The organism is Marinomonas rhizomae (genome assembly GCF_024397855.1).
Classification (GTDB): domain Bacteria; phylum Pseudomonadota; class Gammaproteobacteria; order Pseudomonadales; family Marinomonadaceae; genus Marinomonas; species Marinomonas rhizomae_A.
Genome location: NZ_CP073343.1, coordinates 3,434,698 through 3,448,358, shown reverse-complemented (window position 1 = coordinate 3,448,358; position 13,661 = coordinate 3,434,698). Strand labels below are relative to the sequence as shown.

The 13,661-nt window shown below is 41.2% G+C and carries 10 protein-coding genes and 1 pseudogene; all 11 read left to right on the top strand.

Features of this window, described 5'->3' with window-relative positions; genetic code table 11:
- Nucleotide 1: 1 nt before the first annotated feature.
- Nucleotides 2-706, top strand: a complete 705-nt coding sequence (locus KDW99_RS16255; protein ID WP_255826156.1) for a flagellar hook assembly protein FlgD — start codon at nucleotides 2-4, stop codon at nucleotides 704-706.
- Between the two features lie 12 nt (nucleotides 707-718).
- The gene (locus KDW99_RS16250; protein ID WP_255826155.1) at nucleotides 719-2,416 is read left to right on the top strand and encodes a flagellar hook-basal body complex protein; all 1,698 of its coding nucleotides are present in this window, start codon (nucleotides 719-721) and stop codon (nucleotides 2,414-2,416) included.
- Nucleotides 2,417-2,557: 141 nt separating this feature from the next.
- A complete protein-coding gene (flgF, locus tag KDW99_RS16245) occupies nucleotides 2,558-3,301 on the top strand; it encodes a flagellar basal-body rod protein FlgF (protein ID WP_255826154.1) in 744 nt (247 codons plus the stop codon).
- 47 nt (nucleotides 3,302-3,348) lie between these two features.
- Nucleotides 3,349-4,134 (top strand): flagellar basal-body rod protein FlgG, encoded by a 786-nt coding sequence (flgG, locus tag KDW99_RS16240; protein ID WP_255826152.1) that lies wholly within the window; start codon nucleotides 3,349-3,351, stop codon nucleotides 4,132-4,134.
- Nucleotides 4,135-4,147: 13 nt separating this feature from the next.
- Nucleotides 4,148-4,999 (top strand): flagellar basal body L-ring protein FlgH, encoded by an 852-nt coding sequence (locus KDW99_RS16235; RefSeq protein ID WP_255826151.1) that lies wholly within the window; start codon nucleotides 4,148-4,150, stop codon nucleotides 4,997-4,999.
- A gap of 49 nt (nucleotides 5,000-5,048) precedes the next feature.
- Nucleotides 5,049-6,137, top strand: a complete 1,089-nt coding sequence (locus tag KDW99_RS16230) for a flagellar basal body P-ring protein FlgI (protein ID WP_255826150.1) — start codon at nucleotides 5,049-5,051, stop codon at nucleotides 6,135-6,137.
- An 8-nt stretch (nucleotides 6,138-6,145) separates the two neighbouring features.
- Nucleotides 6,146-7,132, top strand: coding sequence for a flagellar assembly peptidoglycan hydrolase FlgJ (flgJ, locus tag KDW99_RS16225; RefSeq protein ID WP_255826149.1), 987 nt, complete (start codon nucleotides 6,146-6,148; stop codon nucleotides 7,130-7,132).
- Between the two features lie 247 nt (nucleotides 7,133-7,379).
- Complete coding sequence (gene flgK / locus KDW99_RS16220) at nucleotides 7,380-9,356, top strand: flagellar hook-associated protein FlgK (RefSeq protein ID WP_255826148.1); 1,977 nt, start codon at nucleotides 7,380-7,382, stop codon at nucleotides 9,354-9,356.
- 4 nt (nucleotides 9,357-9,360) lie between these two features.
- Nucleotides 9,361-10,671 carry a flagellar hook-associated protein FlgL gene (gene flgL, locus KDW99_RS16215; protein WP_255826147.1) on the top strand — a complete coding sequence of 437 codons (1,311 nt, stop codon included), beginning with the start codon at nucleotides 9,361-9,363 and terminating at the stop codon, nucleotides 10,669-10,671.
- Nucleotides 10,672-10,695: 24 nt separating this feature from the next.
- Complete coding sequence (locus KDW99_RS16210) at nucleotides 10,696-12,240, top strand: HD-GYP domain-containing protein (protein WP_255826146.1); 1,545 nt, start codon at nucleotides 10,696-10,698, stop codon at nucleotides 12,238-12,240.
- Nucleotides 12,241-12,588: 348 nt separating this feature from the next.
- A pseudogene (locus tag KDW99_RS16205) lies at nucleotides 12,589-13,069 on the top strand (flagellin N-terminal helical domain-containing protein); the annotation flags it as partial.
- Nucleotides 13,070-13,661: the final 592 nt, after the last annotated feature.

Genomic DNA, 13,661 nt, shown 5'->3' with positions numbered 1-13,661 from the left:
GATGGCAAATATATCTGATACCAAGGGTCTTAATGGATTAATCTCCCAATATGGAACCGAAGCAGCTAAGTCAAAAGCAGGTATTGAAAAAACTGAGGTTGAAAAAGACGAGGCGGCGTTAGCGGATCAAAATGTTTTTTTAAAGCTCTATATTGAGCAGCTTAAGGGACAAGACCCAACTGCGCCTCAAGATACTAATGATATGGTGGCGCAAATGTCCCAGTTTAGCTCTCTTGAGAGGCTAACTAGTATTTCTGATCAGCTGGAAAATATGGCGACTTCACTTACTTCTAATCAAGCGCTTAGTGCTTCAACTTTGGTTGGGAAATCTATTCTGCTGGATGGCAATAGTGTGAAAGTGACAGATGGTTTGGAAGAGGTTCAATTGAGAACTGTAATACCAGACAATTCACAGTCAGCAACATTAAAAATATACGATGCAGATAATCGTCTTGTTCGAACAGCCATGCTTAGCTCTGGTGAATATAAATGGGACAAGCTAGATGATGATGGAAATACTTTGCCGCCTGGCGAATACCGTTTTGCCGCCTCTTCAACTAATGATAAAGGTGAAGTGTCAGCGATGGGTACTCAGCTTCCAACGCGAATTCAAGGTGTCACCATAAATGGTGAAAATGGCACAGTTTTGAACGTGGAAAACCACGGCAAAATCAAACTTACGAATGAATTAGAAATATTAGGGTGATTGGAGAATATTATGGGATTCAATACAGCACTGTCTGGCATTAAAGCGTCTGCCGATTATTTAAGTGTTACCGGTAATAACATTGCCAACGCCGATACTACCGGCTTTAAAAAGTCGCGTATTGAGTTTGATGACCTTTACAATACGAGCGTTCTAGGTGCCGGAAGTGGTAATAGTATTGGCTCAGGTGTGAGTGTAAGTAAGGTTGCCCAAGAGTTTGCACCAGGTAACTTGGCTTATACTGATAACAACCTTGATTTGGCTGTTGATGGGTCAGGCTTTTTTGTGTTGGATGCTGGCGTTGCTCAGACATACACAAGGGCGGGTAATTTCAAACTGGATGAGAATGGTTTTTTAGTTACCAATACAGGAAGCAATGTTCAAGGTTTTAACGCGGTAGATAATGTTGTTGGTGGAAACTTAGAAAAGTTAAAAGTTCCAACAGATAGAATTGCACCTGAAGCAACGACTTCTATGGAATTAAAAGTGAACTTGGACTCAGACAGTAAAGATGTGCCAGCCTTTATTAGTGCTGATTTTGATCCAACAAACCCAGACTCGTATAATTATACTCAGACCCAAGGTGTTGTGGATGGCAATGGTAAGAGTCATGTTGTCACTTATTATTATGCTAAGAGTGAGTTGCCAAATACCTATCAAGTTCATGTTACTGTGGATGGTAATTTGAAAGATGACGCTGATGAACCATTTATGGGTGAGACTTATGCTACTTATAATACCTCTGAAGGTGGAGTGGATTATAATGGTGATGGTGAACTTGAAGAGCCAAATCAACTTCTTTATGTCGGTGCTACTGAGCCTGGTGCAGCAGATATTGAAGCGTTGACTCAAACTTCGCTAGAGGTAAATGGTACATTGGGAGGTGTGGCTATCTCTTCAACTCTTGAGCCTGCTGATATTCGGGATAATACTTCTGTTGCGCGTGATGCATTCGATCCTTTGGATGTTGATTCTTATAACTACGGTAACACACGAACAGTTTATGACTCTTTGGGAGGGACTCACACTTTAGGTTATTACTTCATTAAGCAAGGTGAAAATAATGACTATGAGCTTCGTGTAACTTTGGATGGTAAAGAGAGTTACACAGATCCATTGACTGGCAACGAAACGCGCTTTTTGAAAGAGAATACGACTGTAGGGTTTGATGCTGCAGGTAACTTACGAGGTACTTATCGTGGTTTGCCCCCTTATAATGTGCCTGAGCCAATTAATTTGGAAGTTACAGGGATTGATCCGTCTAACCGCGGCAAGGTTACGCCTTTAGATTTGTTTGGATCAACCCAATTTGCTCTAGAAAATACAGATAATTTTGATCAGGATGGCTTTTCGGCAGGTGAACTTCAAGGGGTTTCTTTTGATGAGGATGGTTTGCTGGTGGCAACCTATTCTAACCAACAAACGGCAACACTTGGCCAAATTGCGTTGGCAACTTTTGATAGTACCGACGGTCTTGTTCCTAACGGCCATACAGGTTGGCTTGCTAGTAAGGGTTCAGGTCCTGCAGATATTGGTCGCCCAAATAGTGGTACTTTAGGAAGAATTCAAGGTGGTGCATTAGAAGAGTCAAATGTTGACCTGACCGCTGAACTAGTTGCTCTGATTGAGGCGCAGCGGAATTATCAAGCAAACAGTAAGACATTAGAAACCGAAAATACGGTCACTCAAACGATTATAAATTTACGCTAATTTTCTGGAGAGAGAAGATTTCATGCCGAAGCAGTCTTACTGTTTCGGCATTTTTTTTGTTTTTTTTAAACCACTGTCTAAGTTGGTATGTTTCTTGAAGGTGATTTGTCTAATAGTGTGAATTCTTTTGGGAGAGTTAAAGTGGATAAGGCCTTATATTTAGCAATGAGCGGTGGTGTTCAAACCATGAATGCTCAAACAATACACGCTAACAATTTGGCAAACGTTAACACAACAGGTTTTCGTTCTGACTTTGAGCAAGCTCGTTCAATGCAGGTGTATGGCGATTATTACCCTAGTCGCGCTTACGCGATGACAGAGAATCCAGCAACTCGTTACACGCAGGGTGATATGATTCAAACGGGTCGGAATCTTGATATCGCAATAGCTGGTGACGGTTTTATTGCGGTTTATGATGAAAGCGGACAAGAGGCGTATACCCGAGCTGGAGACTTGCAGATTAATGCCGCTGGTCAATTGGTAACAGGACGAGGTTTGCCTGTTGCCGGAGTTGGTGGGCCTATTTTTCTTCCTCCGATAGATAATATCAACATCACAGAAGATGGTTCTATTTCTATTGTCCCTCAAGGTGGGGCGAATAATGAAGTGGCTGTTCTTAACCAGATAAAGCTGGTTAATCCGGATAAACAAAATTTACGTAAGCAAGAAGATGGCTTAATTCATACGCGTGATGGCCAACCATTAGAAGTGGATCCTAATGTTAAGCTCGCAAGTGGCTTCATTGAAGGTAGTAATGTTAATGCAGTTGAAGAAATGACGCACATTATGAACCTGGCTCGCCGTTTTGAAATGAACGTGAAGATGATGGATACCATTCGAAATAATGCCGACTCTTCTGCTCGAATACTACAGCGTTCATCTTAAGATCGTTGAGTAAACACACAGAACAAATGATATAAATAGAGGCTTTTATGAATTCAGCATTGTGGGTCAGTAAAACTGGTTTAAGCGCGATGGATAAGCAATTGAACGTGGTTGCCAATAACTTGGCAAACGTTTCAACAACAGCGTTTAAGAAAGACAGAGCGGTATTTGAAGATCTGATGTATAAAGCAGTTCGGGCACCAGGTGGATTGAGTGCTCAAAATGCAGAGTTGCCATCGGGTTTGCAGTTAGGTACAGGGGTGAAAGTTGGAGCGACACAAAAAGATTTCTCCAACGGCGATTATAATATGACCGATAGACAGCTTGATGTTGCTATTCAAGGAAAAGGCTTTTTACAAGTTTTGCAGCCAGATGGCACGATTGCGTATACACGTGACGGCAGTCTGCAATTGAACAGCCAGGGGCAGATTGCGACATCTGGTGGTTTGGTAGTTGAACCGGGTATTCAGATAGATCCTGATGTGAATGAAATTATGATTGCAGAAGATGGTATTGTGTCAGTACGTAAAAATGGTGAGGCGGATGCTCAGCAAGTTGGTGCGATTAATCTTGCCGGTTTCATTAATCCGACAGGCTTGAATTCAGCGGGACAGAATCTTTTTACAGAGACAAATGCTAGTGGCCCTCCGCAAGTTGGTGTACCAGGTACTGATTCATTAGGCACTATTGCTCAAGGAATGCTTGAGGCTTCTAATGTAAACTCTATTGAGGAGTTGGTTAATATGATCACGACGCAACGAGCTTATGAGATGAACTCTAAAGTCATTGCGTCTGCAGATGGCATGATGAGCTTTGCAATACAGCAGCTATAGTAGCGTGTGGAATATGATGAAGATAAAAATTGCTTTTTTGGTTATGTTTAGTGCTTGCTTGTCAGGTTGTCTTACTTGGGATGTAAATGAGCAAGCTGTCGCTAATGCGGCAGCCGCAGGTGCGGCTGGCGCATTAGCGGATGCTGTTGTTGATGCGGTCAACGATAATGACGATGCGGCAGAAGAGGCAGAGCCACCGGAGGAGCCAAGAAAAGGGTATGTGCCAGATCCTAATGATCCTCTAAATGGACCAGATATTGCGCAATCTATTCAGTCAGATGATCCTTACTATGCGCCTGTTTACCCAAATGGTATGAGTCCAACTCAGGCGCCAACAGGTGGTATTTATCAGGCGAGTATGGGCGACGTATTCTTTGGTGACCAGAAAGCCAGTAAGGTTGGTGATATTTTGACCATTAACCTGAATGAGACAACAACTTCAACGAAAGCCAATGCAGCAACAGTTTCTAAGTCTTCGTCTGCAACCATTGAGAATCCAACGGTTTTTGGGCAAGAGTTGAGGGTTGATACAACCCTACCGCAGCAAGGTACTGACTTTTCTGGAAATGCTTCAGCTAATCAAAATAACAGTTTAACTGGAACAATTTCCGTTACTGTATATAAGGCCTATCCCAATGGGGTGTTAGCAGTGCGTGGTGAAAAGTGGTTACGTCTAAATCAGGGGGATGAGTATATCCGTTTTTCTGGTGTCGTGCGTAAGCAAGATATTTCTCCTGATAACACGGTTGAGTCTGAACGTGTTGCAGACGCAAGAATTACATATTCAGGTACTGGCGATGTGGCAGCGGGAAGTGAGCAAGGTTGGGTGAGTCGCTTACTTAACACCAGTAACATGCCTTATTAATTTAATGATCTAATGGCTGAGAGGTTCACTCCTCTCAATGGGTGATGTGATGAAGCACATAGCGCTAATTATCTTTTATCTTTTATCTTTTTCTGTTCAGGCTGAACGCTTGAAGGACATTGCTAGTGTTCAGGGCGTCCGAGAAAACCAATTGTTTGGTTATGGCTTGGTGATTGGTCTTAACGGAACGGGCGACAGTACAGCTTTTACTAACCAAAGTTTTGCCAGCATGTTGTCTCGTTTTGGCGTGACCTTGCCAGAAGGGGTCAATGCCACGTCTAAAAACGTTGCCGCTGTCTCTTTGACGGCTACTTTGCCGGCGTTTTCTAAGCCAGGTCAAAAAATTGATGTAACTGTCTCGTCGATTGGTAACGCGAGCGCCTTGAGTGGCGGAACGCTGCTTTTATCTACATTGAAAGGTGCCGATGGTGCCGTTTATGCGATAGCTCAAGGTAACTTGGTAGTTGGTGGATTGGGGGCAAATGGAGCTGATGGGTCACGAACGACAAGCAACGTCCCAACAGTTGGTCGTATACCAAATGGCGCGAGTGTCGAGCGTATGGTTCCTAGTAGTTTTAATACTGGAGACACTCTAACGTTTAATCTAAATCGTCCAGATTTCACAACTGCAAAACAAGTGACAGACAAGATTAATAGCCTCTTAGGTCCTGGAGTCGCGACGACGCTTGATGCGACTTCTATTCGAGTATCTGCGCCAAGGGACTCCAGTCAACGTGTTACCTATTTATCGATTCTTGAAAATCTAGAAGTTGAAGTGGCTGAAGAGCGTGCGCGCATCGTGGTAAACTCTCGTACGGGAACCATTATCATTGGTCAGCATGTCAAAGTATCTCCTGCTGCAATAACCCACGGTAGCTTGACGGTGACTATCAAAGAAGTGCCACCAGTTGTAGGGCAGGATGGCACTGTAACGGGTGGACAGACGATTGTATCGCCGCGTGAGGGTATTGAGATCGCCCCAGATAGTGGCCATATGTTTGTTTTTGATCCAGGCGCATCGCTTAATGATATTGTTCGTGCCGTTAATCAGGTTGGTGCGGCTCCCGGTGATGTTATGGCTATATTGGAAGGCTTAAAGCAAGCTGGTGCGATTAATGCTGACTTAGTTGTTATATAGGTGTTTTGATGAACTCAATCCCACCAAAGCAAGACTTTTTTGCCGATTTTTCTACGCTAACTGATTTAAAGACTAAGGCGCAAAAAGACCCTGATGCCGCATTAAAAGATGTTGCTCAGCAGTTTGAGTCAATCTTTATAAATATGCTATTAAAAAACATGCGTAGCACCAATGAAGCGATCGGCAGTGGTTTGTTTTCCAGTGCGCAAACCAAGCAATATCAAGAGATGATGGATTCCCAGATGTCTCAAAGTATGGCGCAGTCCGGTGGCATAGGCTTATCGGAAGCGCTTATTCGTCAATACCAAACTCAACAGCAAGGTGGGATTAGTTCGCCTGAAGCGAAAGAACGGGGAGATACAGATTTTCTCAACCAAGTTGCTAAACAAGATTTGGTGCGAATTCAAGCTTTGGCTCATCGTGCTTCTACTGAATTTATTCAATCGGTTCAGCAGGAAGCTAAACGACAAAACCAAAATATTGCCGAGACTGAAATAGCTGCAACACCTTCGGCCCTTTCTGTCGTGTTTGGGTCACCGGATGAGTTTGTTGAGAATCTATGGCCTCATGCTAAGCAGGCAGCTGAAAAACTTGGTGTTAACCCCAAGGCAATATTGGCTCAGGCGGCATTGGAAACGGGTTGGGGAAAGTACCCTATTGCTAAAGAAGACGGCGCGGCTAGTTTTAATCTATTTGGTATTAAAGCGGACAATCGTTGGCAAGGTGATCGTGCCGTAGTGAATACATTAGAATTCCGTGATGGGGTGGCAAAGAGAGAAAAAGCGGCGTTCCGTGCTTATGATTCTTTCTCACAAAGCTTTGATGATTATGCGAATTTTCTATCTTCTAGTGAGCGGTATAAAGATGCCTTGCAGGCTGGAGATGACGCGTCAATGTTTGCCGCTTCTTTGCAAAAAGGCGGTTATGCTACGGATCCTAAGTACTCTGAAAAAATTGAAAACATCCTATCTAGTAAGTGGTTTCAAAAGTTATAGTGTTTTTTCGATGAAATTGCCCGTTAATAATGAATTGATAAAGCGCCTAGCAGGCTTACCTAGACTCATTTCATCTATGTTTAAAGTGGGTTGGTTTGTTTCCCCTTGTATTTTGGGTATGTATTTTTATGCTTTCCTAAATAATAAAGTTATAGATCTTAATTCTTGGTAAGGTTTTTGCATAAGTAATAATTAGAATGAAAAATATCTAATGGTTACTTCTGAAAACGTACTAGGGGTGTGGGCTATGGGCTCAAGTTTATATTCAATTGGTTTGTCTGGACTGCAGTCTAGTAATGCCCGTATTAATACGACAGGGCAGAATACATCCAATGTGGATACCGAAGGCTATAGTCGCCAAAGAACTGATACTACTAGCTCTCCAGTTGGCGGTGTTGTTCTTCGTGACACCTCTCGTCTTGTTGATAACTTTGTTAGTTCACAAGTCCGTGCTGATACTTCAACCTTTTCTTATTACGACGCTTATCAGTCAATGATATCGACTTCAGATAACTTATTGGCCGAAGACAGTATTTCATTGAATACTTATCTCAATAAATCCTTTGATGCCTTGCAAACGGTTAATAATGATCCGACTTCGGCCTCATTGAGGCAGTTAGCTCATTCTAGTTTACAAAATCTAGTGCAGCAATATCATGTTTTGTCTGGTGTGGTGAGTGATCAAGAAGGCTTGGTCGATGAGCAGTTATCTTCTTCTTTAGAGGATCTAAATGCGATCACATCGAAAATATCTAATTTGAATAGACAAATACTACAACAAGAAGGTTTATCTATTTCTCCTGCAAATGAGTTACGCGATCAGCAAGAGCTCTTAGCAAAAGATCTGTCTAAATACTTGGATATTAACGCCCAATTTAACGACAAAGGTTTGATGACGATTCAGTTGGCAAATGGACAGCCTTTAGTTATGGATCAATACCCAACAGAAGTGATCGTTAGACCTAATCCACTACAGCCGAAGAAAATCGATCTGGTTGTTAGTTTTGGTGATTATGAAGTTGGACTAAAAACACAAGGGTTGGGTGGTAGTGTTGGAGGTTTGATTGATTATCGTTCAGAATTTAGTGTGTATGCTGATAGAACCTTGGGTCAGCATGCTATTGCATTAGCCGATGCAATGAACACCCAGAACAAAAAAGGGATTGATGGTAATGGCGAATTTGGTAAGAATTTATTCTCCTTGGGAAAAATCAATGTTTACTCAAGTGCAGATAATATTCATAAGACCAAAAACATCTCTGTTAGGGTTACCGATGGGCAATCTGCTAAAATTACCAAAGATACTTACGAATTAACGAGAACTGATGATAGTAATTTCTCTATTAAAAAATTTGATGTGAACGGCAAATCAACTGAAAAATCTATTACCTTTGACCCTAGCGCTTTAACGAAAGACAGCGACGGTTATGTTAAGCTCGAGGAGCTTGGCATTGATCTGCGCTTGGCAGATATTAATGAAATAGACAGTGATGATGTGTTCCGTTTTACCCCGACAGAAGGTGCTGCCGCTGGTTTGTCTTTGTTCGCTAAAAATGGCGAGGCGTTAGCGTTGAGTACACCCATAGGAGTAAATACCAGTTCTGATAATTTATCAGATGCGAAAATTTCTTTGACTTCTGTGACGAACACTAATCCTGAATCCTCTGCTTTTTCATCAGAAGGGGCGCTTTATCCAAGTGCGCCGCATGAAATTTATTTTACGTCGCCTAGTTCCTATGTGGTTCGTGATTCGTCAGGTATTGAGGTTGCGTCTGTGAGTAATGTGACTCAATATACAAAATTGCTTGAGCAAGCTGGTTTATCTGATGAGGCAGGTTTTGATGTATCTGTTTCATCTAAACCTCATCGAGGTGATGTATTTACCATGAGCACCGATAACCTTGGTGTGTCTGATAACTTTAACGGTCTTGCGTTGGCAGACTTACAAAACAAGTCTCTTGTGGCCGGTAAAGCTACTTTGATGAAATCTTTTTCTGGTTTTATTTCTTATGTTGGCAGTAAAACGGCCGAAATAGAAGGGCATGCCGATGCCAGTAAGATTGTAATGGATGAAAGTGTCGCTCGTCGGGATAGGTTGTCTGCGGTTAGCCTTGATGAGGAAGCCGTAAATCTTTTGAAATATCAACAATCCTATTCCGCTTCAGCTCAAGTAGTGACAGCAGCTCGAACAACGTTTGAGACATTGCTTGGGATTATGAGGTAAGCTTATGCGTGTAACTAATAATTTAATTTATGGCCAAGCAAGTAAGTCTATTGGTCAAGCTAATGAGAAAATTCTTGATATTCAAAGTAAGATTGGTGCACAAACCAATATATTAAAACCCAGCGACGATCCTGTTGGTGCTAGCCAGATTCTCTTGTTCGCAGGAAAGAATCAGACTTTAAGGCAGTATGATGAAGCGATGAAAATGGCGACAGGGAACTTAGATTATCAAGAAGTCGCTCTAGACAGCATGAATGACTTCTTAGATACGGCAAGAACCTTATTCATTCAAGCCCAAAATGACATTAATACTCAGGCTGATGTTAATGCCATTGCTCATGAGATATCGTTAATAACAGAATCCATGGCTGATTTGATGAATTCTAAAAATGCCGATGGCAGCTATATTTTTGCCGGTACAGATACGCAAAGCCCTGCCTTTGTATTGGAGAGTGATGGCCGTTATCGTTGGTCTGGGAATGAGGGTCAGAAATACGCTCAAATTTCTGAAGATCTAAAAATCCCAGTAACCAACTCTGGTAAATACTTGTTTCAAGATATTTGGACTAATCGAACTTTTAACGCCAAAATTGTTGATGGCAACGTCTTAATGACGGATAAAATTAAAGATCAGGCAGACCTAGATGCCTTTATGGCGAAATCTTATGATCCTGAACACCCAGAGTTAAATAAGTATCAACTTAGAACTTCTTATCCTGAAGGTGAAGGTCCTGAACCTGGTGTTAAACAGCCGAGTGAAGGCGACACTGATAAAGCTGAAAAATTAGATAACTATCATTTATTTACCGGTTTACCTGCTAATTACGTTGTAACAAATAGTAAAGGAGAAGAGGTAGAATCTGGTACTTACACTATTGGTAAGCCAATTGTTTTCTCTGGAATGTCTTTTATATTAGAGGGCGAGCCAGGGGCTGCTGTCGACATCACTCTTAAAAAGCCTGAGAAAGATAACGTACTTAATCAAATTAAAGATTCTTTAGCTGTCTTGACTGATGTGAATACCACTTATGAAGAGCGAGAGGCTGCTTTTTTTAGTGCCACTTACAGTATTAATAACGCCCAACAAAGAATAGGTGAAGGGCGCTCGGAAATTGGTGCAAGGCTTAATATGGTCAGAGATCGTGAAGATTATAGCTCGGCAAGCCAATTATCTAATACTGTTGCTCAAAGTAGAGAAGGCGAGTTGGACATGGGCGCTGCTGCAACGGAATTGTCAATGAAAGAGTCTGCACTAAATGCATCGCAAAAAGTGTTTTCTCGCATGAGTAACTTGTCTTTGTTTAACCAAATGTAATTTTGAAAGTAAAAGGTATACAAGATGTCAGCATTTAAACTGGAGTCATGTTTCGGCGCTGATATTAATGTAGGGTATTTCGATATGGAAGAAATACTCGACATTTTAGGTATAAAAAAAGAAGTCGTTGGCAGTAAAAGAGTTCAATGTATTATAAAAGAACATGGGGAGAAAGACCGCTTAGTTGGTATTGCCATGCGTCAAGTTGTGCTCGATGTCCTCCGTTCTAATTTGGAGTCACCATTTCTTACTTATGATCCGTTCTTTTCTGATGATAAATTACTTAATAATCGACATGAGCGCTTATACGATGCTGAAGAAAGATTGCTATTTCTTTGTATGTCGATTGCTTCAGGTCGATCAGTAAAAAGTTTAAAAAAGCTAAATCCTCACTTTACGACAAAAGAATTGCGTAGTAAGCACGCAAAGAATCAAAGTCTATTTCGTTACTTTAGGCAAGAATTAAACGATCAGACAAGAGAGTATATTCTTGCTCATAAAGATCGTTTGGGTAGAAATCGGGTTGAAAGTAGTGGGAGTGAGAAAGGCGCTGGCGAAGTTACTGATACAGACGTTCAAGCCTTAAAAACTGAAACTTCACAAAAAAAGGTTCAGGAAACGAAGTTTAGCCCCACCTCCTTTGATGATGAAATTATTACCGCATTCAAGCTATTTAAAGGCGGTCATGCTTTATTATCGGCGCAAGTTGAGCGATTTAAGCATGGTGATCAGTTGGATATGGTTGAATTGATTAAGTTTTGTCGTCGTTTGATTGAATCCCACTCTCGAAATAACTTCTCCTTATTGGCCATTCGCCATATAAAAGATCCATCTATTTATTTAGAGCAGCATGCAATGGGGATGGCAGTACTCGGTATTCATTTTGCCAAGGCGATGAAGTTATCTGATGCTTATGTTGAAGTGATCGCACTTGGAGCCTTGTTATTAGATTTAGGGCGGTTCCGTCTGCCAATGGTTATGGTAACAAAAGCAACGAAAATGACCGATGCTGAGTTTGATTTATTTCGTAAACATATAAAGTTTGGAGAGCAGATCTTGCAGCAATCTGAGAATGTTCCCAAAGCGGTTTATCAGATGTTGTCTGATCATCATGAAAAAATTGATGGTTCGGGATATCCAGAAGGTAAGCAAGATCAGGAAATTTCTGTTTATGGGAAAATTGCTGCCATTATAGATGCTTATGATGCAATGACCTCAGAGCAGCCTCATAAGCATTCAATCGGACCGATTAAAGCGTATAGGCAGATGAAAAAAGAGTCTGGGTTAGCATTTGATAAGCAACTGCTTTCTGTGTTTTTACGAAGTATTGGGAGTGTTCCAGTAGGGTCTTGTGTTTCTCTTTCTAATGGTCGTGTTGGCTTTGTTTTAACTCTGAATAAGTCCTTTAAACCTTCTTTAGTTCGTCAGGTATACAGCGTAACGAATAAAGCATTTGTGGGTGCGTCGGACATTGAGTTAAATAATTCTAGCCTTCGAACAGATATTGTGATTGAAAAAGAAGTGGATCCACAGGTGTTAGGTTTACAATTCATTAATCACATTTCGTAATTTTTTCCGACTCGTTCTAAACTTCACTCCTTAATACTCTGTTATTTTTTTTGTATGTTACTTAGTGAGCTTTCTTAAAGGCGGCATTTCCTATGAATGCCGCCTTTTTTATCTAAATGAATCTCTTTTACTTGTTTTTTGACTTTTATTCTAAAGTTATCCCTTCTTTGTTCGATAACCGTTTGTGCGTTTTTATTGCGTGATAAAAAATAAAAAAAGCATAAAAAGTACAAAAAATATTAAAGGTTACCACTCTTGTGTCGATAACTTTAATAAGAGACAAAAACCCCAAAAAACCAATTAAATCAGAGGGTTGTCTTATTGTTATAATTCTTAGGAGAGAAGAAAATGGCTTTATATGTAAACACAAATGTGTCCTCGCTGAATGCTCAGCGTCAATTAACAAGTAGTGGTAAAGCACTTGATACAGCTTACCAAAGATTATCTTCAGGCCTTCGTATTAATAGTGCAGGAGATGATGCTGCTGGTTTGCAAATATCTAACCGTTTGACGTCTCAGATTAATGGTTTGAACCAATCTGTACGAAATGCAAACGATGGTATTTCTCTAGCGCAAACTGCTGAGGGTGCCTTAGAAGAAACAACAAATATGCTTCAACGTATGCGTACTTTATCTATTCAATCAGCAAACGGTTCAAACGCTGATGAAGATCGTATCGCACTACAGCAAGAAATGGGGCAGCTTGCCCAAGAAATTAACCGAATTGCAGACATCACCACATTTGGTGGTCGTAGTCTTCTTGATGGCTCATACCAAGGTATTTTCCAAGTCGGTGCCGATGCAAATCAAACCATTAGTTTTTCAATGGAGTTTGGTGGTGTAAATAACTCTATTAACCTTGCAGGAAATGGTGGCTTTACTATTTCTGGCCTGACTTCTGGTGTCGCTTATGAAGAGCCTGAAGAGGCCAAAAAAGAACCTGTGCAAATTATTCCTACAGAGGAAGGTGGTTTTGTTAACCAGTACGGTGATGCGATTAACGAGCAAGGCCATTTAATAGATGACAATGGTGATTTAATCAATGAAGAAGGTCAGCGTGTCAATGAAAATGGCATTCTGATTAACGAAAACGGTGAGTTGGTTAACGAGGAAGGAAAAAGAGTCAATGAGAGTAATGTGCTTATTGATGATCAGAATCGCCCGATTAACGCCAATGGTGTATTGATTGATGAAAACGGTACGCCAATCAATGAAGACGGTACACGAAAAGAAGATGTGCTTAATGAAGACGGCACAATTTCCAAGGCTGATGGAACGACTGAGCTTAAAGATGGCAGTATTGAGTTTCCTGATGGCCGAGTGATTCAGCCTGATGGATCTGTTGTGCATCCAGATGGAACTATAAATCATCCGGATGGTTCGGTAACGCAACCTGATGGAACTGTGGTTCCTGCTGAGAA

Excerpts from the sequence above, each read along its gene's own strand:
- KDW99_RS16210 (WP_255826146.1), top strand. The coding sequence starts at position 10,696 with ATGTCAGCATTTAAACTGGAGTCATGTTTCGGCGCTGATATTAATGTA.
- flgL (WP_255826147.1), top strand. The coding sequence starts at position 9,361 with ATGCGTGTAACTAATAATTTAATTTATGGCCAAGCAAGTAAGTCTATT.
- KDW99_RS16255 (WP_255826156.1), top strand. The coding sequence starts at position 2 with ATGGCAAATATATCTGATACCAAGGGTCTTAATGGATTAATCTCCCAA.
- flgG (WP_255826152.1), top strand. The coding sequence starts at position 3,349 with ATGAATTCAGCATTGTGGGTCAGTAAAACTGGTTTAAGCGCGATGGAT.
- flgJ (WP_255826149.1), top strand. The coding sequence starts at position 6,146 with ATGAACTCAATCCCACCAAAGCAAGACTTTTTTGCCGATTTTTCTACG.
- KDW99_RS16235 (WP_255826151.1), top strand. The coding sequence starts at position 4,148 with ATGATGAAGATAAAAATTGCTTTTTTGGTTATGTTTAGTGCTTGCTTG.
- KDW99_RS16230 (WP_255826150.1), top strand. The coding sequence starts at position 5,049 with ATGAAGCACATAGCGCTAATTATCTTTTATCTTTTATCTTTTTCTGTT.
- flgK (WP_255826148.1), top strand. The coding sequence starts at position 7,380 with ATGGGCTCAAGTTTATATTCAATTGGTTTGTCTGGACTGCAGTCTAGT.
- KDW99_RS16250 (WP_255826155.1), top strand. The coding sequence starts at position 719 with ATGGGATTCAATACAGCACTGTCTGGCATTAAAGCGTCTGCCGATTAT.